This is a genomic window from bacterium, from assembly GCA_035527515.1.
Classification (GTDB): Bacteria; B130-G9; B130-G9; order B130-G9; family B130-G9; genus B130-G9.
The window spans coordinates 21,041-38,442 of record DATLAJ010000140.1; the positions used below are offsets into that span (position 1 = coordinate 21,041).

Below are 17,402 nucleotides of genomic sequence, written 5' to 3' on the forward strand. Positions count from 1 at the left end.
GGGCTCTCATCTGAGACCTGACCGCACTCCATCCGGGGAGCCCCTTTTGATCAGCAGGTCCCCGATAGCTTCTGAAGCTACGTTATCTCGATGCCTTTCGGCTTGACCTCCTGCCCTACGAACGTCCCAGGGCCCATCGCCTCATACTCCGCATACGTGTACCCAAGCGCCTCGATCGGTTCGAACATCCCGGCAGTTGAGTCGCCTAGAATGCACTGTCGATCCCAAAGGTCCATGCCCTCGAAATGATCGGATATCACGATGAGATCGATGTCGCTGTATTCCTGGGCAGTGCCAGCACTGTATGAGCCGTACAGGATTATCCTGCTATTCCGGATGCCGGTCTTGTTCAGTCCGGCCCTAAATCTTAGAACTGTCTCATGGATTCTCTTATCCATCTGATCGCCTCTATTGTTTTATCGAGGAACCCTTGCGTTCTGTCATGGTCAAATGTCCTTCGAATATCCTCTTGGTCCTCAGGATATCGCGTAGGAACGCTCAGCATATTCATACGTCTCAGAAAGGTCAATGTCTCAGCAGGCGGGCATAATCCGCTCAACTTCAGAAGATGCAGAAGATGATGCGTCTTTGGCGCCAGCTGCCCTGTCTTATGGATAACCGCGGCTTTCAACATCTTCTCAATGGCCAGATGGCAGAAGAAGATAGCCCAGAGATGTCTCCCGGAATCAAGCTGTTGCTCGGCAATCCTCAGTGCCTCCTCCGCACCATCTATCCATACTTGAGGCCTATCGTGGCCAGATGACTCGTCACTCATTGCTCTTCTTTCTCGCCTTGGAGCGCCTGGAGCACTCTGGCAACGTCTTCCCCTGGCCCACTCATGTTGAAAGAATCGTAGTCCTTTCCGCGCGTCCTCACAATGTTGACGTTGACTTTGTGCGCTTCTGCCGCTCTTGCTCTTTTCTGATCAAGCCATCTGCGAAACTCGGAATGGACAATGGGGAGGGCAACCGTGGTAAGCACCAGTACTACTCCTAAGCAGTCTTCAACAGATTCCCTCACCAGGTACCTGTCTGGGGACCGCACAAGGCCAATATCCTGGGGGTCGGCGCATCTCAGACCGGCTCCCTTCAGACAAGTGCTCAATTCTATTTGCTCATGTGTCTGATATAGATCCTCAGGCTTCTGAGCCGATAAGATGTTCTCCGGCAGGCAAAGAACATCATATCTCTCAAGATGTTCGGGAGATATACCGAATTTTCTCATTTGAGATTCAAGGATGAGCCCTACACCCATTATGTTTCCCTTTCTTGGCATCCTAGCGAGAGATATGCATCGCTGTTAATTTCAATATAGCCTCTCAGAACCGGGCGTCAATATCCAAGGAGCCTATGCCGAAATGCCTCGATGATTGCATACTCGTGAGATATTATCCTGCTTCGCGACGGCTGGCGGGGTGCCGCAGTCATGCTGGAACGACGCCAGCATGTAATAGAAGTTGCGGAGGGGGTGTGTGGGGAGGCGCAACGGCGTCCCCCCACCTTGTCAATCTTTCGGCTGCCGGCGCAGAACAGGCCTTCTGGTGTTTTGCGATAAGCGGTTTGGAAGTAGATCAACGCGCAGGCGGGGGTCGGCTTATTTCGGGCTCGAGCAACGGTGATAGAAGCTTGGAGGTGTTTTTGCGAAAAGCTTGTTGACAATATGGAGCGCGGGCACTATTGTTACTTTGCTTGTGCAGCTCCGCCTCAAGAAGGCGTGGCCTTGATCTTTGACATTGCTTTTCTGGAAAAGGTTTATGGAGCACAGCGCGTAAAGGACATTGCGCGTTGTGATCAAGATATTAAGGGCGCAGGGTGGATGCCTTGGCGCCAGGTGGCGATGAAGGACGCGGTAAGCTGCGAAAAGCCTCGGGGAGCTGCAAACAAGCGTAGATCCGAGGGTCTCCGAATGGGGCAACCCGTTCCGGCGTAAGTCGGGACATCCCCGTGTGAATATATAGCGCGGGTGAGGCGAACCAGGGGAACTGAACCATCTAAGTACCCTGAGGAAGAGAAAGCAAATGCGATTCCCCTAGTAGTGGCGAGCGAAGCGGGAACAGCCTAAACCTCGTTTACGTGATAGCCCAGAGGCGTTGTATGCGAGGGGTCGTGGGATCCAAAGTCGGTAGGCTCTGGCCTGCCGGGGGAGTTACAAACCCAAAACTTAGCTGAACGATATGGAAAGGTCGGCCATAGAGGGCGAACGCCCCGTATGCGGAATGTTTTGGGCTCCTTATTTGGACACCCGAGTACCACGGGACACGTGAAACCTTGTGGGAATTTCGGAGGACCATCTCCTAAGGCTAAATACAACCTGGCGACCGATAGAGTACAGTACCGTGAGGGAAAGGTGAAAAGGACCCCTTTTAGGGGAGTTAAAAGCACCTGAAACCCTGTGCCTACTAGCGGTGGGAGTCCACCATAGCTTTGGCGAAGGTGGATGACCGCGTGCCTTTTGTATAATGAGCCGGCGAGTTGCTATGTGTAGCAAGGTTAAGCAAAGAATGCGTAGCCGTAGCGAAAGCGAGTCTGAACAGGGCGTCTAAGTTGCACATAGCAGACCCGAAACCGAGTGATCTACCCTTGGCCAGGCTGAAGTAGGTGTAACAACCTCTGGAGGGCCGAACCCACTGATGATGAAATATCAGGGGATGAGCTGAGGGTAGGGGTGAAAGGCCAATCAAACTCGGCGATAGCTGGTTCTCCCCGAAATAGCTTTAGGGCTAGCCTTATATGGACAGTTGCGGAGGTAGGGCTCTGACTGGGCTAGGGGGTCGTGAGACTTACCAATCCCATTTAAACCACAAATGCCGTAACTCAATGTATGGGAGTCAGACTGCGGGGGATAAGCTTCGTAGTCGAAAGGGAAACAGCCCAGATCGCTAGCTAAGGTCTCTAATAGTATGCTAAGTGGGAAAGGAAGTAGCAGCGCACAGACAGCCAGGAGGTTGGCTTAGAAGCAGCCATCCTTTAAAGAAAGCGTAAAAGCTCACTGGTCGAGTGATGCCGCACCGATAATTTAACGGGGCTTAAGTATACAACCGAAGCTGCGGTACCACAGGTGGCCTTCGGGCCATACTGAGTAGGTAGGGGAGCGTTCCTTACTGGTTGAAGGTGCATCGTGAGGTGCGTTGGACGGTAGGGAAGTGAGCATGCCGGCATGAGTAACGAGAAATGGGTGAGAAACCCATTCGCCGTAAGACTAAGGTTTCCTGGGGAAGGTTAATCCGCCCAGGGTTAGTCGGCACCTAAGCCGAGGCCGAAAGGCGTAGGCGATGGAAAACAGGTCAATATTCCTGTACCACACCTTTGACGTTTGAGCGATGAGGTGACGCAGTAGGATATGCTGGCCTGCTGATGGAATAGCAGGTTTAAGCGTGTAGGCGGGTGGCGTAGGCAAATCCGCGCCGCCGTTAACGCCAAGGCGTGAATACGGTCCCGTAAGGGCACAAGCAGCAAATTCCACACTGACAAGAAAAACCTCTAAGCGAGCCATTGGTGTGACCGTACCGCAAACCGCCACAGGTAGTCAGGGAGAGCATCCCAAGGCGATTGAGAGAACCCTCGTTAAGGAACTCGGCAAAATTGCTCCGTAACTTCGGGAGAAGGAGCGCCTCTTTTGGTTAGCCGACTTGCTCGGCAAAGCTGAGAGAGGTCGCAGCGAAGCGGCCCAGGCGACTGTTTACTAAAAACACAGGTCTCTGCTAAAGCGCAAGCTGATGTATAGGGACTGACGCCTGCCCGGTGCTGGAAGGTTAAAGGGAGGGGTTATCCTACCTTCGGGTGGGAGAAGCTCTGAACTGAAGCCCCAGTAAACGGCGGCCGTAACTATAACGGTCCTAAGGTAGCGAAATTCCTTGTCGGGTAAGTTCCGACCCGCACGAATGGCGTAACGACTTGGGCACTGTCTCAACGAGGGACTCAGTGAAATTGCAGTATCGGTGAAGATACCGGTTACCTGCGACAAGACGGAAAGACCCCGTGAACCTTTACTACAGCTTGGCATTGAATTTTGACGTAGTTTGTGCAGGATAGGTGGGAGGCTTTGAAGCAGAGGCGCAAGCCTTTGTGGAGCCACCGTTGAGATACCACTCTGATTATGTCGGGGTTCTAACCATGCACCGTTATCCGGTGTTGGGACAGTACCTGGTGGGTAGTTTGACTGGGGCGGTCGCCTCCTAAAGAGTAACGGAGGCGTCCTAAGGTCACCTCAGTGTGTATGGAAATCACACGTAGAGTATAAAGGCATAAGGTGGCTTGACTGCAAGACAGACGTGTCGAGCAGGTGCGAAAGCAGGGCTTAGTGACCCGGCGGTCCTTCATGGTAGGGCCGTTGATCAACGGATAAAAGGTACTCCGGGGATAACAGGCTTATCCTCCCCAATAGTCCACATAGACGGGAGGGCTTGGCACCTCGATGTCGGCTCATCGCATCCTGGGGCTGAAGAAGGTCCCAAGGGTTCGGCTGTTCGCCGATTAATAGCGATACGCGAGCTGGGTTTAGAACGTCGTGAGACAGTTCGGTCCCTATCTGTCGTAGGCGTAGGATATTTGAGGAGATCTCTTCTTAGTACGAGAGGATTGGAAGGGACGGACCTCTGGTGTACCAGTTGTCCCGCCAGGGGCATCGCTGGGTAGCTACGTCCGGAAGGGATAAGCGCTGAAAGCATCTAAGTGCGAAGCCCACTCCAAGACTAGATATCCCTGAAGACATCTTGTAGATTACGAGTTAAATAGGGCAGATGTGTAAAGGCAGTAATGTCAAAGCTAACTGCTACTAATTTGTCGTTCGGCTTGATTGCAGCGCGCATAACTTTACAGCAGCTCCATAGACCTCTTCTGAGAAGCAATCTTAGCAAGAAAGTTTCTCGGCGGTCATAGCGAAGGGGGCACGCCCGTTCCCATTCCGAACACGGAAGCAAAGCCCTTCTGCGCCGATGGTACTGCCCTCCTTAGGGGTGGGAGAGTAGGACGCCGCCGAGATTTTTCTTTTTGTTGCCCCACCGACATGCTTTCTTGATACATGAAAACCAATAACTGCTTGCGCATTATTATCCCTACAGCGATGGCGAACAGAGCAGATACGAATGAAATCGCGAGTCAAAGGGGTAGCCGGTGACATCGATTCCTGAGCAGTCGGGGGAGTAAGCCCAATACGATCTGGATACGGCGCGAGCGATGCCCAAGAGTGGTCGGCTCCTGTACGTTTTGTTCTGCTGCCAACAGGCGGTCGAGAAGATGCTCAAGGGCATAATCGCCAAATGGACCGAGGCATTCCCTCCTCGACTGCACAACCTGATTCGATTGGCCGAGCCATGCGGCACTAGATTTGGGGCAGGATCGAGTGAAGCTCTTGGAGGAGCTCTCGGGATACTACATCCAAACGCGCTAGCCGGATGAGATTCCTTCTCTTTCGGGGGATCTAACGCGAGAAGCGTCTCAGCGAGTTCTCAAGAAAACGGAGGCAATGGTGGAGTGGCTGTCATCGATGATCTGATTCTTCGTCGGGCACGGGCCGGGCGCGGCGCCTCACCTGACCCTCCCCGGAATCCCCTATTTGAAGGTGAGATTCGTAGGTTGAGATGTACGTGCGGGTCATCCGGATCCCCCGAATGAATTCGGGGGTTAGGATCATGGTAGCCTTTTGCATCGCCTCGGCTGAAGCCGGGCGATGAGGCGGTAGCGTGCCATTTCGCACTCGGATCCACCGCATTTCAATGCGGTGATATAGATCGCTCTGATTATATTAACACCCGAATTCATTCGGGTGACCTGGCCGGGCGCGGCGCCTCACTCCTCATCTTTCCTCTCTTCATTCGGAGTTCAAACGCACGACGCCCCGACGTGAAATGTTCTGGCTGGGTGTGGTACGCCCAAGAGGATTTGAACCTCCAACCTACGGATCCGTAGTCCGTCGCTCTATCCAATTGAGCTATGGGCGCACATCTAGCCCTACGACTGGAAATGTAGGGACGTTTTGGGCTAGTGTCAAGTGTTCGAGAAGGGTCGGCGATTGATGCATGTCTGGTGGCCTCTGCATGGACATCGGTTGAGCTGCTTTGGGCGGCTTAAGATTTCGCGACACAGTTCGACAAGTTACGAGGATTGTAATGGGTAACTCCAAACAAGAAGGGGATCTGAGGCATGCCGAGGTCTCTCCTAGTTGATTTTCGTCCAGTGCTTGTGCGCATGGCCACCAGCGAGGTCATGCGGACGATGGTTGGTGGGAAGATTATATGGAAGAGAAGAACATCAATTCCCACAGTTGTCCAGGGACACGGCCGAAAGACCAGTCACCGGGAATCAACAACTATATCGTTAAGCCTTTCACCCCCATGAGGCTGAAACAGAAGCTGGAGGCGATGCTTCAGCAGCGTGGCAAGTCATGACACCGCTACATACCCAAGCGAAAACAATGGATTCCGCATCCGAAACCAATTGCTTCAATCTTGTGGTCTCTGAGGACAAGATGCTGGCCGTCCTCGAGGCGTATGCGCCCATCGAGATTGACGAGGAGCAGGTTATAGGTTTTCTGGAGAAGGAGTCCGGAATAGCCAATGCAGACAGAGAAGCTGTGCGGATATTCTTGGAGAAGTGCGCGAGTTCAGACGGCGAGGTGAGCGTTCCAGTCGCGCAGGGCACCGAGGCAGAAGATGGTCAGGATGGATACATCGACTGGGCTTTTGATGCAGAGAAAGAGTCGCCCGGGGAGAACGACAGGATCGACTGGCGGAACCAAAACAAGGTGTGGTCGGCCGACAAGGGCGAGTTGATAGGCAGTCTTGTTCCGGCAGTGGAGGGGCACGACGGGGTGGACGTTTATGGGAAGCAAGTCCCCGCCAAGCCCGGCAAGCCAGCGACGCTCAACGCAGGGCCAAACGTAACAGTCTCGAAAAACGGCACGAAGTTCTTGGCTGAGGTTGCAGGGATGGTGGTGAGAAAAGGAAGCACCGTCAGGATCGATCCTGTGTTGAAGGTAAGAGGAAATGTTGATCTTGACTGTGGCAATATCGATTTCAAAGGAGATGTAACGATTTCGGGGAATGTTCTTGATCTTTTTGTCGTAAAGGCCACCAGAAACATCACGATCGGTGGATACGTTGAGGCTGCGACTGTGGAGTCTGGGGGCAATCTCACAATCAAGGGGGGTGTTTCTGGGAAGCGCATATGCACCATTAGCTCCAGTGGCGATTTGCACGCCAAATACATTGACTATGCCAGGGCTAAGTGCAACGGAGACCTTATCGTTGACGTCGAGGTGATTGACAGCAACGTAGAGACACTCGGCTCAGTCCTCGTGAAACAGAAGGGGATAATCGGCGGCCGCGTGGTTGTGGCTCGTCAGCTCGAATCCCCAAACCTGGGCTCAGATGCGGGGACGCCAACCACGATCGTTGCGGGGCATGATAGTGCGCAGGTCTCTCGGCTCGATATGCTTGCCGTGAAGACACAGAGCCTGTCAGTGAAAATCAAAGGTTTGGCTAATAAGGTGGCGGTCTTAGATAGGGTTAAGGACCGCCTTCCAGCCCACAAGCGAGGGCTCTTGACCGAGATGTCCAACGAGCAGGCCGCCAGCGAAAAGGAGCTCGAGCAGGTCAGGACCGAGGCTAGGGAGCTTGTCGACGAGAATAGAGAGCTGCTTGCCAACGCGTCGGTCAAAGTTAAGGGGATGGCCTATCAGGGCCTGGTAGTCGAGATGGGCGGGACGAGAAAGCAGTTCTTTGAAACGACGGAAGGTCCGTTCGAGATGAAGTTCGACGTCGCCAAGAAGAGGATACTACTGCTTAGCGAAAAGAAGCGATGAGCGGCTCAGACTTATGAAAAACATGGGAGCAAGTCTTGGGTCAGTAGCCAATGAGGCCATAGGACTAACATAGTCATCTCAAAAAACGTGATCATCAAAACAACGACCAAAATCACAAATTCAATTATGACCCAGCCTCCGTGAGCCGCCCCTACAAACCTGGTCGCAATTCGGCCCGGCCGGGCCAGATTCCCCCTGATGCGACCTCCTCACCCCCTCGGGTGGAACTTCTCGTGCAGCGCCTTGAGGCGATCCTTTGCGACGTGGGTGTATATCTGCGTGGTGGAGAGGTCTGAGTGGCCGAGCATCATCTTGATCGACAAGAGATCGGCGTCGTTCTGTAGAAGGTGCGTTGCGAAGGAGTGGCGCAAGATGTGGGGATAGACCCTCTTGTTCAGGCCGCACTCCGCCGCGTAACGCCTGATCATCTCCCACACAAACTGCCTCGACAGTCGCTTCCCTCTTTTCTGTGGGACGTAAAGGTAGGGCGAGGTCCTCTCCTTCATTAGCAGCGGGCGGCCCCGCCTCAGGTATTCAGCCGTCCACTTGACAGCCTCGGCCCCGATCGGTATCAGCCGTTGCTTCGCGCCTTTGCCCGTGCACCGAACGAAGCGCTCAGGAAGGTTGAGGCTCGTCGTGCAGAGGTCGCACAGCTCCGATACGCGCATCCCCGTGGCGTACATCATCTCCAGCATCGACTTGTTGCGCAGGCCTGGCGGCTCGGAGACATCAGGTGCGTTCAAGAGCGTTTCGACCTCCTCTGATGTTAGGCAGCTGGGAAGGTGGACCCATTGCCTGGGCGATTCGATGTTGGCCGTCGGGCATTTCTCGAGCATGCCTTTCAGGACGAGATACCTGTAAAAATGCCTCAGGCAGGACAATACACGGCGTGACGAGACGGGGGAGAGGCCCTTCTCCATGAGGTAGGAGAGAAATGCCTCGATGTGACGCGGCTCGACCTCGTCCAGTGGGACTTCGTCTAGGTAGTTGCTGAACGCATGGAGGTCTCGCCGGTAGCTCTTTGCTGTGTTGACTGAGAGTCCCTTTTCGGCAAGTAGATAGGAGACGAAGGAACCTATCAGCGGGTAGTCGTCGAGGGTCACTGGCTTTGCTTGGAGACGTTCGGGAGGCTGGACCTTACGGTCAAACCCCAGAGCGCACCCATTGTCAGGGCGGCGGCGAGGCAAGCGAGCATGCTCAAGAGGCTCGAGAGGCCGTTTTCATGCGACAGCCATGAGTAAAGGAGCGTGAGGAGGACAGCGAACGGGCCGAAAAGGCCGATTGCGAAGCCCAAGCGAGCCCCGGAGTCGGGATGGGGCTTCTGCACTGAGCAAAGCCTCCCGACTAGTGCGGTCACAAAAGGTAGCCCAAGAGCTGCAAGCAAGCAGCGTGCGGATAATAGGCTATTGCTCACTGTCACGGCTCATTAGTGGGGTTCATTGAGGAACACTTCATCTTCAGTGGACGAGTTTCTTGTCCCTTTCCCAGTCGAGAGGTCTGCTACGCGCAGTTGTGTGGCAGACTTCGCAGACTCGCAGGGTGGGTTTTCTGAGCCGTATCCTGCTGTTATCAAGGTGCATGCTTGCTGGCCCGTGGCACGCCTCACATTGCACATTAGCCAGTTGGGGCGTATCCTGCTGATTGAGATAGCCTTGAGAATCCGCGTAGCCCGTGGTATGGCAGCGGAAGCAGCCGGGGTCTTTGTCCTTACCCATTTTGACGAGCGTGGCCATAGCGTTGGCGTGCCTCGTCTTGCTCCATCTGTCATAGATATCCTTGTGGCATTTGGCACAGGACTGTGAACCGACATATCTTGGCCGAAAGTTCGGTAGATTCTTGGCCTCCGTGGTTTTTTTGGACGAGGTCCTCTCTGCATTTTTCTTGCGAGTGATCTCGTCCCCTCTTCTCTTGGCGTCCCTTATCATCCCCTCGATGGTTCTGTCCTTCGGGAATTTATCGTCTATTGAAACGAGCTCGCCGGAGTGTGTCTTGACCTTGTGCCCCTTGACGTCGAAGGTGAGGGTGAGCTTGCCCGCCTGTTTGCCACGAGCGGCGCATTTGAGCAGTATCGTGTCCGTTCCCTGGACGACCTCAGGCTTGTAGAGGCGCCGCATGTTGCCGGATATGAGGAAGAGGTTGATGCCCTTGACCTCGCTGGTGAGCTTTCGCGCCATCTGCATCTCCATGTTGCCCATCCCGATTATCATGTCGCACTTCCTGCTCAATTCCCCGACGATGCTCTCTGCGGTGGTGATCGGGTCCAAAAACTCGACTTTCTCCTTGTCTTCTATGCTCATGGAGCGGCCGGAGTCGGTCGCCGCCACGCCGAATATACCTATCTTGATCCCGCTGTGTTTAACCCCTAGGGTGCTCTTCTCACCGAAGGTCTTGATGACATAGGGTTCGAAGATGGGCTTCTTGGTGGCCTTATCGACGACGTTGGCCGCCAAGAACGGGAAGGAGGTCTCCTTGCTGCTATTTTTCAGGTACTCGAGGCCATAGGTAAACTCCCTCCTGCCGAGGTTCAGGCCGTCGTAATGCAGCATCCCATAGACCTTCAGCAAGAGCTCGGTGTATATCTCGTCGCGCTTGCTTTTGCCGCCGAAGGCATCGCCGGCTCCCAATACTAGGAAGTAGCTCCCTGAGTTAGCCTTCCTTGTGGAATCTATGAAGCCTGCTCGACCAGCAAGCCCACCTTCTTTGTGCTTTCAGCCGCAGGGGGCGATTGCACCCCAGGTGTCGCTGGAATAGACGATAGCGAGCTTGAACTCGTCCGGCTTCTTAGCACTAGTGGAGACGCCCAGCAGGATACCCGCCGCAGCAATCAGGCTCAGGAATATGGCGACATACCAGTATTTGCGCAACCGTAACTCCTCTTCAAATGCAGTTAGTCTTAGTGCCCCACCCCACAGGAAATATAACTAGCGGGCCCAGAATTGTCAACATATTGGCAAATGGGGTTGTTCCCTGAAGGCTCTGAGAGACGACAGCTACATCTTGTGCACTGTCTCCAAGTATAGCCTCTCAAGCGAGGATATCCTCTCGGCAGACTCCTTCTCCGATTCTTGGGCCGGCAAACTCTCGCCAACCACGCGGCCGGCGTTGATGATTATGACCCGGTCACAAGTTTTTGCCACGTCGGCAAGAATATGTGACGATACGATCAGCGTCTTTTCGGTCCCCAGCCTGGAGATGAGCTCTCGCGTCTTTACAATCTGGTCAGGGTCTAGGCCAGCTGTCGGCTCGTCAAGTATGACCAAAGATGGGTCGTGCACGATCGCCTGTGCCAGGTTCAACCGCTGCCCATACCCTTTGGACAGCTTTCTGGTAATCATATCTCTGACGTCGCCAAGGCCAGCCGCAGATATGACCGTTTCCACACGGTCGTGAAGCTCAGGCCGGGGTACATCCCGCAGCCGTGCCCAGAACCCAAGGTATGCCGTAACGGTCAATTCACGATACAGCGGGGGCTTTTCAGGCATGTAACCAATCTTCCTGATTGCATAGTCGCGCCGCGAGGCTACGTCCGTGCCCTCGATCGATACCCGCCCAGAATCCTGCCTCAAAACGCCTGCGATTATCCGCATTATCGTCGTCTTGCCAGCCCCGTTTGGCCCAAGAAGGCCCACGGTCTCGAACCGCCTGACTGCGAACGTCACCCCCGAAAGGACCTCTCGCTCGCCGAACCATTTAGAGACCCCCGTTACCTCGATTGCGTTCTGGACCTCCTCGCTCATGTGCCCCGCGCCTCGACCATGCCAAAACCGATCGAGTTCTTCTCGCCGAATCCGCACTCGTATCCTACTCGGACCAATTCCTTGCTTCCGTCCACGGTGAACGGGCAGAGCACGCCGCGAACCTTGATGCCCTTGAAATTGATGAGTCTGGTTATTCGTTTTCTCCGTGCAGCGTAGTCTGCGTCGAAATTCATGCCGAAGCTCTCATCGGACGGCGGCTTGCCAAAGATCAGCTGGTGTTTTCTCTTGAGGTTCACCCGCACCGCCTCGACGAACTCCTTGCCCGGGGCGAGGTACCTTATCGGGTTTTTGGTGGAATCAGCGTCCCAAATAGATACCGTTATCGGGCTGAGGCACACAAATTGCACAGGCAGCTTGAAGGAAGGCTCGGGTATCTGCTCGACCTTCTGACCCGTCGCCCGGACTCCCGCGACCGTCAATTCCGGGTCTTTGCTGAAGCCGGCGAGGAGGTGGGCAATGAACTCCTCCTTTGCTGAACTCACGCACCAGCTGAAGTCCTGGGCCTCAAGATGCAGCCATTCGCCGAGAACGCGTCTCTTGCTGACCTGAAGCTGTGAGAAACAGAAAAGCTTATACACGCGGTTGTTCATTCGGTACCCCTCATTGTGCAGGAAGTCCGCGTAATCGCTTGAGGAGAGCGCCAGCCAGCGATACACGGCCGAGACAAGCCAGCTGTTGTAGTTGACCGGTATCCTTTGCCCGGCAGGTCCCTCGAGCCGGAAGCGAAGCCTTACTCTCATGGTCTATTCCTCCGGCTCCTCCTTGCCGGCCTGCTTCTTTCTTTTTTCCGACTCCTTTTTGCCCTTTTTGATTAGGTGACGGATGAACCAGCTCTTCTTGGCGCCTTTGAGAAGGTCTCTGAGATCGTCGTAGATCAAGGGATCGTTTATGAGCTTGCCGAGCGTGCCCTGGCCAGAATCGATCTTGTGAGCGACGCTGTTAAGCGTGGCAGATGCCTCGTTAAGGCTTCTTATCGCGCCCGTCAGGTCCTCAACCATCTTGGCGCTGCCCTCCTTGCTAATCAGCTTGGGTAGAAGCCCCTCGCCGGACTGAAGGGTGGCCAAGAGCGAGTTGAGGCTGCGGGCCGAATCGCCAATGTCAACCGCCAGTCGCTCGTAAAGCGCATCATCCTTCACGAGCTTGCCTAGCGTTCCTGTCCCTCCCTGGATGCCCGCTATAATGCGGTCTAGCGAAGAGATCACGCCGGCCAGGTTATCTCGCGTGTTCCTGTCATAAAGCAGCATTCCGAGCGTGCCTTTGCCTGTCTTGATCTCATCGAGGACCGCATTGAGCTTTTGGGTTGCGCTCTTGAAATTGTCCATTGCCCCTTTGACGTCGATCTCCTCATTAACGATCGCACCCGCAAGGCCCTTCCCCTCGTCGATTTTCTTGAGTATCTGCGCAAGCGACTCGGACCCCTCGTCAAGCTGTTTCAGAACGCTCTGACCGCGTTTCAGCACAGCGTTGTAGTCTACCGGCTCCACAGACTTCAGTATGCTTCCGTCTTCCACCACCGGCTTGTCGAAACTGCCCATCGTTATCTCGATGTATTTGTCGCCCAAAAGACCCATCGTCTCGATGCGAGCCTTTGAGTCCGCTCGGATTTTGTCCTGGACACGTCTTTCGATAAGTAAAGTTACTCTGATGCGACTCCCGATCGGGTCAAGGAGCAGCTCGATGTCCTCCACCGATCCGACGTCAACCCCCTCGAGCATCACCGGGGCTCCGGCCACGAGCCCACTCACCCGTGCAAAATACGCCCATAGCCTGTATTTTGGCTCGAAGATACGGCTTTGTTCTCCAACAGAGAAAACAAAACCAGTAAACAGTGCAATGCCGACAATGAGGAATATGCCGACCCTTATTTCAGGTTTGCTAAGTCGTTTCATGTCAGGCCTACCGACATTGAGTAGCTCTTCCAAACAACCAATACGCGACCATCAACATCCTAACGAAATGCCGTGCGCTTTTCAAAGCTACTGCTCTTGAGGCGCGCCTGTCATCTGCCGATAACGGGCCAAGATCAAGGACTGGCCGCGACGACAGAAGCATCAGTGAGCAGCGTCAAGACCCTTCACAGTGCTCAGGTTAACTCCGTCGAAGTCAACGTTCACGAGCGTTGCGCCACTGAAGTCGGCGCTCTCAAGGTGGACGTTGGCGAAGGAGCAGTTGGTCAAGCTTGCGCCTGCGAAGGATGAGAAGTTCAGATAGTCCTCGTCGAAGGAGCTGTCCGAGATATGTGCAGAGGAGAAATCACATCTGGACAGATTCGATTTTGAGAGATCGCAGTTTTCTATCCATGAGCTTACGAACGATGCGCCGGCCAGATTGGCTTTTGTAGCGGTCAAGTTCCGAAGCAGTGCTTGCCTCAAAGAAGTTCTGAGCAACGTTGCGGACGTGAGATCACAGCTGATCACGACGGAGCTGTCCATGATTGCGGCTTTGAGGTTAGTGCCCCTGAGGTTGGTCTGGCGTAAGTAGGCGCCCACCATAGACGATGCTTTCAAGGATGATTCCTCAAGGGTGCAACGCGTTAGGTTTGCCCCATCCAGGCAAGCGTCCGAGAGGTCGCAGAAGGAGAGAACAGATGACTTCAGGTTGGCCTCCTTAAAAACTGCACGGATGGCGTAGGCGTGCTTCAATTGTGCACCCGTTAGATCTGCCCGCTGAAGATACGCACTCGGCAGGAACGCCGCAACAAGCCGTGTATGGCGGAGCGAGGCGCCGTAAAAGCTCGTGTAGGTGAGGTTGGCGGCGGAAAGGTCCGCGTAGTCCAGCTTGCAGAACGTGAGCCTGGAGAAACTCAGGTTGATCATTCGAAGGTCTGCGCCCTGAAGGTCGTTGTTGTCAAGAAAGGCTAGCCTCAGGTCAGCCTGCTCGGCGTGGATGTTCCTGAGCTCCTTTTCGGTTAGGATCAGTGAGCCGAATCTCTTCCCTTCTTTGAGGGCGAGCTCCAGGTCGTTCTTGGAGATAACGGTTTCATTGGTCAATTGTCATACCTCTTGTCGCAAGTTAAGGCCTCCTTCGCGCTGCCGCACCGGTCGGGATGATTCGGCCGGTCTCAAATTCAAGATGACCGCATCTTGTGGCCGTAACAGCTCTCCTACCCCACCGATGGTTTCATCCCCTTGATTTTCTCAAGGGACTCCGTGCAGCCAGCGAGGATAAGTATGTCGCCCGGCTTGACGGCTGTTCCCTTGTCCGGGAAGACGACCTCGCAGTCCTCGACCTTGGGCTTTTCCTGAGAAGAAAGATGTCTGACCGGCCTTCTTAGAAACAGCACCTGAGCCCCGTATTTGGCTCGCATGTCGAGGCTCTCAAGATGATCGACGACGAATTTGGCCGGCGCTACTAGCTCGAGAATGCCGAAATTGTCTGCAAGCGGAATCTGGTCATAAACGTTCGACGAGGATATGCTCGAGGAAAGGCGCTCGGCAACTTCGCGCTCCGGAAAGACGGTCTCTGTTGCGCCGACCTTCTCAAGTATCGTTTTGTGGTCACTGCTGCTTGCCTTGACGACGATCTTCTTGATGCCCATCTCTTTAAGATACATGGTAGCGAGAATGCTGGCGGCCATGTCCCTTTCGTTCAGGCCGATTATGACGGCCTCAACGTCCGCAATGTCGGCCTCGTTGAGAAACTCCTTGTCCGCTGCGTTGGCGGTCATTGCGCTGGAGACGAAGTCCTTAACCTTCTGGATTTTCCCGGGGTCCCTATCGATGACCAGCACCTCGTTGCCTCGAGCCATCAGGCTTTTGGCCACATACTCGCCGAACGAGCCCAATCCAATGACGGCAAATTTGCCCATCTCACCCCACCATGACGTTTTCTTCAGGGAAAGAATACTTCGCTGTGCGGGCCCGCGCGGCGACCAACGTCGCGATCGTCAACGGCCCTAACCTGCCCAAAAACATCAACAATATGATCACCAGCTTGCCACCAGAAGTCAAGGTAGAGGTGATACCAGTGGAAAGGCCCACCGTCCCGAACGCACTTGCCGCCTCGAAGACAATCTGCATGAACGAGGGGTCAGTTTGATTGTCCCTCTCTAGCACAAGCAGCATCAGAATCAAGATGGCCAGCACGAAGATCGAGAGCGAGACGATTGCCAAGCTCTTGTTGATCACGCGCTCAGGGATTCTCCTTCCCAGGACGTTAACGTGGGACCTGCCTCTTATCCTTGCGATGGCGAAGAGCACGATCAGGGCGAACGTTGTAGTCTTTATGCCGCCGCCAGTTGAACCAGGCGAGGCCCCGATGAACATCAGAAGCGTCAGGAGGAAGAGGGATGCATCGCTCAGGTTTGACGTAGGCACAGTTGAGAAGCCAGCTGTCCTTGCGGTCGCAGACAAGAAGAGCGAGGCGCTGAGGGAATGCGACACGTCCATTCGCTCGAAGAGGTGGCCGTTCTCCAAGAGGAATAGCCCCAACGTGCCTAGAAGCAGAAGGCCAGCGGTAACTCCAAGCACGATTCGCGTGTGCAATGTGAAAAGAGGGGCTCTCTTCAGCTGCCGCCCTGTCAGTTTCCTTTTGAGCCCTGAGATAAGGTCAAGGATGACGAAGAAGCCCAGGCCACCCACGATCAAAAGCGCCATGATCGTCATCGCTATCGTGGGGAACGAGCCAAGTTTCTCGAGATTAGTGTCGAACGTCGAGAAGCCAGCGTTACAGAAGGCTGAGATGGAGTGGAAGACCGCGGTTCCGTAAGCTTTCTGGCTTCCGACGATAGGTCTGAAGGCTGGATACAGGATGGCCGCTCCAACCGCCTCGGTGAGGAACGTGAAGAGGACGGCATAGATGACCACGACAGGGAGCCTTTTTGTGCGGACTGGGTTGAGTGTGTCCCTTATTATTGCACGTTCTCGCAGCGATAAGGACCTCCCGAACAGCATTGTCATGAAGATGCCGGCGGTCATGATCCCGAGGCCGCCGATCTGAATAAGGATTAGAATGATTGTCTGTCCTACGACCGTGAAATGGCTCCCTGTTCCGACCACAACCAGCCCCGTAACACACGTCGCTGACGTCGCAGTGAAGAGGCAATCGATATAGTCAGTGTGGCCGGTAACTGACGAGAATGGCAGGTACAACAGGATCGAGCCAACCAATATCGCCCCCGCAAAGCTCCCAGCGAGAACCTGCGAGGGAAGAAACGCTTTAGAACTGACCCTCATCCTACTTGGCATAAAGCAAGGCTACCCCCCGTCCAGAGCGATTGCAAGGAGCGCATCTAAGAAGGTTTTGGAGAGCCTAAGGACGAGGCACATCTCCCGCTCAATCTGCCCCTTCCAGTAACTCAGCAGCAGAGGCTCTCCGCTACGCTACGACCCCATGTCATGCTGTGGTGCAAGTGGGACACGCTGGGTCATGTCCTAGCTTTCCTGTAAATAAGGAGTGGCGCACGCCCGCGGAGGTGTATTTTGACAACCGGGAGGTGATTGGCGGCTCGGATGCCACTTCTGCCGTAACTGTGGTCGGGCTACGCTCTCCCTCCGTTACGGCAGACCAATCAGGACATCTCCACCTTAATTTGACCGATTCGTGGTCTTGACAATGGGGATAGCTTTAATCTGATGGTTGTGTAACTACATCTGTATGGGCCATTTTCGGCTTTTTTTCGTCGCAGAGCGATAAGCCCTGAACGATTCGGCCCAAGCGCCAACGAAAGCCAGGTTCCGTGGTTCCCATTGCTCGCCTCTTGCCAAAACCTTCCTCTCATTAGTATTGTTATACTCGTTGAATGAGCCAAGTGGGGTTGTGGCGCAGTTGGGAGCGCGCCTGATTCGCATTCAGGAGGTCGGGGGTTCGAGTCCCCCCAGCTCCACTTTTTAATCTGATGAGATT

The 17,402-nt window shown here is 54.5% G+C and carries 15 protein-coding genes, 2 tRNA genes and 2 rRNA genes; 5 read left to right on the top strand and 14 right to left on the bottom strand.

Annotated elements, in window-relative coordinates; all coding sequences use genetic code 11:
* Positions 1-77 precede the first annotated feature (77 nt).
* Genes VM163_11370 through VM163_11380 form a run of 3 tightly spaced genes read right to left on the bottom strand, consistent with a single transcriptional unit; the run spans position 78 to position 1,275 of the window.
* A complete protein-coding gene (locus tag VM163_11370; protein ID HUT04480.1) occupies positions 78-398 on the bottom strand; it encodes a nucleotidyltransferase domain-containing protein in 321 nt (106 codons plus the stop codon).
* Positions 368-775, bottom strand: a complete 408-nt coding sequence (locus tag VM163_11375) for a HEPN domain-containing protein (protein HUT04481.1) — start codon at positions 773-775, stop codon at positions 368-370. The genes VM163_11370 and VM163_11375 overlap by 31 nt, the downstream gene beginning before the upstream one ends.
* Positions 772-1,275 (bottom strand): hypothetical protein, encoded by a 504-nt coding sequence (locus tag VM163_11380; protein ID HUT04482.1) that lies wholly within the window; start codon positions 1,273-1,275, stop codon positions 772-774. The genes VM163_11375 and VM163_11380 overlap by 4 nt, the downstream gene beginning before the upstream one ends.
* Before the next feature lie 513 nt (positions 1,276-1,788).
* Here VM163_11380 and VM163_11385 point away from each other — a divergent pair.
* The 3 genes from VM163_11385 (at position 1,789) to VM163_11395 (ending at position 5,396) form a co-directional block, all read left to right on the top strand.
* Positions 1,789-4,798: ribosomal RNA gene (locus tag VM163_11385) — 23S ribosomal RNA — on the top strand.
* A gap of 65 nt (positions 4,799-4,863) precedes the next feature.
* Positions 4,864-4,979: ribosomal RNA gene (gene rrf / locus VM163_11390) — 5S ribosomal RNA — on the top strand.
* A gap of 177 nt (positions 4,980-5,156) precedes the next feature.
* Entirely contained in the window at positions 5,157-5,396 is a 240-nt protein-coding gene (locus VM163_11395) for a HEPN domain-containing protein (protein HUT04483.1), read from the top strand.
* A gap of 465 nt (positions 5,397-5,861) precedes the next feature.
* Here the strand turns inward: VM163_11395 and VM163_11400 are convergent.
* Positions 5,862-5,938: transfer RNA gene (locus VM163_11400), tRNA-Arg, on the bottom strand.
* 473 nt (positions 5,939-6,411) lie between these two features.
* Between VM163_11400 and VM163_11405 the strand changes: the two genes are divergently transcribed.
* Entirely contained in the window at positions 6,412-7,800 is a 1,389-nt protein-coding gene (locus VM163_11405; GenBank protein ID HUT04484.1) for a FapA family protein, read from the top strand.
* A 209-nt stretch (positions 7,801-8,009) separates the two neighbouring features.
* Here the strand turns inward: VM163_11405 and xerD are convergent, their stop codons facing one another.
* From xerD to VM163_11455, 10 genes are all read right to left on the bottom strand, one after another.
* Positions 8,010-8,903: a site-specific tyrosine recombinase XerD gene (gene xerD / locus VM163_11410; GenBank protein ID HUT04485.1), complete on the bottom strand. Its 894-nt coding sequence runs from the start codon at positions 8,901-8,903 to the stop codon at positions 8,010-8,012.
* Positions 8,900-9,127 carry a hypothetical protein gene (locus VM163_11415; protein ID HUT04486.1) on the bottom strand — a complete coding sequence of 76 codons (228 nt, stop codon included), beginning with the start codon at positions 9,125-9,127 and terminating at the stop codon, positions 8,900-8,902. Before VM163_11415 ends, xerD begins: the two co-directional genes overlap by 4 nt.
* A 130-nt stretch (positions 9,128-9,257) precedes the next feature.
* Complete coding sequence (locus VM163_11420; GenBank protein ID HUT04487.1) at positions 9,258-10,424, bottom strand: multiheme c-type cytochrome; 1,167 nt, start codon at positions 10,422-10,424, stop codon at positions 9,258-9,260.
* A gap of 84 nt (positions 10,425-10,508) precedes the next feature.
* Positions 10,509-10,664, bottom strand: a complete 156-nt coding sequence (locus tag VM163_11425; GenBank protein HUT04488.1) for a hypothetical protein — start codon at positions 10,662-10,664, stop codon at positions 10,509-10,511.
* Between the two features lie 126 nt (positions 10,665-10,790).
* Positions 10,791-11,537, bottom strand: coding sequence for an ABC transporter ATP-binding protein (locus VM163_11430; GenBank protein ID HUT04489.1), 747 nt, complete (start codon positions 11,535-11,537; stop codon positions 10,791-10,793).
* Positions 11,534-12,298, bottom strand: coding sequence for a CRISPR-associated endoribonuclease Cas6 (gene cas6 / locus VM163_11435; protein ID HUT04490.1), 765 nt, complete (start codon positions 12,296-12,298; stop codon positions 11,534-11,536). The genes VM163_11430 and cas6 overlap by 4 nt, the downstream gene beginning before the upstream one ends.
* Before the next feature lie 3 nt (positions 12,299-12,301).
* Entirely contained in the window at positions 12,302-13,447 is a 1,146-nt protein-coding gene (locus VM163_11440; protein ID HUT04491.1) for an MlaD family protein, read from the bottom strand.
* 162 nt (positions 13,448-13,609) lie between these two features.
* Positions 13,610-14,548: a pentapeptide repeat-containing protein gene (locus tag VM163_11445; GenBank protein ID HUT04492.1), complete on the bottom strand. Its 939-nt coding sequence runs from the start codon at positions 14,546-14,548 to the stop codon at positions 13,610-13,612.
* A gap of 113 nt (positions 14,549-14,661) precedes the next feature.
* The gene (locus VM163_11450; GenBank protein ID HUT04493.1) at positions 14,662-15,366 is read right to left on the bottom strand and encodes a TrkA family potassium uptake protein; all 705 of its coding nucleotides are present in this window, start codon (positions 15,364-15,366) and stop codon (positions 14,662-14,664) included.
* 1 nt (position 15,367) lies between these two features.
* Positions 15,368-16,744, bottom strand: a complete 1,377-nt coding sequence (locus tag VM163_11455; GenBank protein ID HUT04494.1) for a potassium transporter TrkG — start codon at positions 16,742-16,744, stop codon at positions 15,368-15,370.
* A 565-nt stretch (positions 16,745-17,309) separates the two neighbouring features.
* On the opposite strand from VM163_11455, the gene VM163_11460 reads away from it, so the two are divergent.
* Positions 17,310-17,382, top strand: a tRNA-Ala gene (locus VM163_11460).
* Positions 17,383-17,402: the final 20 nt, after the last annotated feature.

Coding starts and splice junctions, on each gene's coding strand:
- VM163_11370 (HUT04480.1), bottom strand. CDS start 398: ATGGATAAGAGAATCCATGAGACAGTTCTAAGATTTAGGGCCGGACTG.
- VM163_11375 (HUT04481.1), bottom strand. CDS start 775: ATGAGTGACGAGTCATCTGGCCACGATAGGCCTCAAGTATGGATAGAT.
- VM163_11380 (HUT04482.1), bottom strand. CDS start 1,275: ATGCCAAGAAAGGGAAACATAATGGGTGTAGGGCTCATCCTTGAATCT.
- VM163_11405 (HUT04484.1), top strand. CDS start 6,412: ATGGATTCCGCATCCGAAACCAATTGCTTCAATCTTGTGGTCTCTGAG.
- VM163_11430 (HUT04489.1), bottom strand. CDS start 11,537: ATGAGCGAGGAGGTCCAGAACGCAATCGAGGTAACGGGGGTCTCTAAA.
- cas6 (HUT04490.1), bottom strand. CDS start 12,298: ATGAGAGTAAGGCTTCGCTTCCGGCTCGAGGGACCTGCCGGGCAAAGG.
- VM163_11440 (HUT04491.1), bottom strand. CDS start 13,447: ATGAAACGACTTAGCAAACCTGAAATAAGGGTCGGCATATTCCTCATT.
- VM163_11450 (HUT04493.1), bottom strand. CDS start 15,366: ATGGGCAAATTTGCCGTCATTGGATTGGGCTCGTTCGGCGAGTATGTG.
- VM163_11455 (HUT04494.1), bottom strand. CDS start 16,744: ATGCCAAGTAGGATGAGGGTCAGTTCTAAAGCGTTTCTTCCCTCGCAG.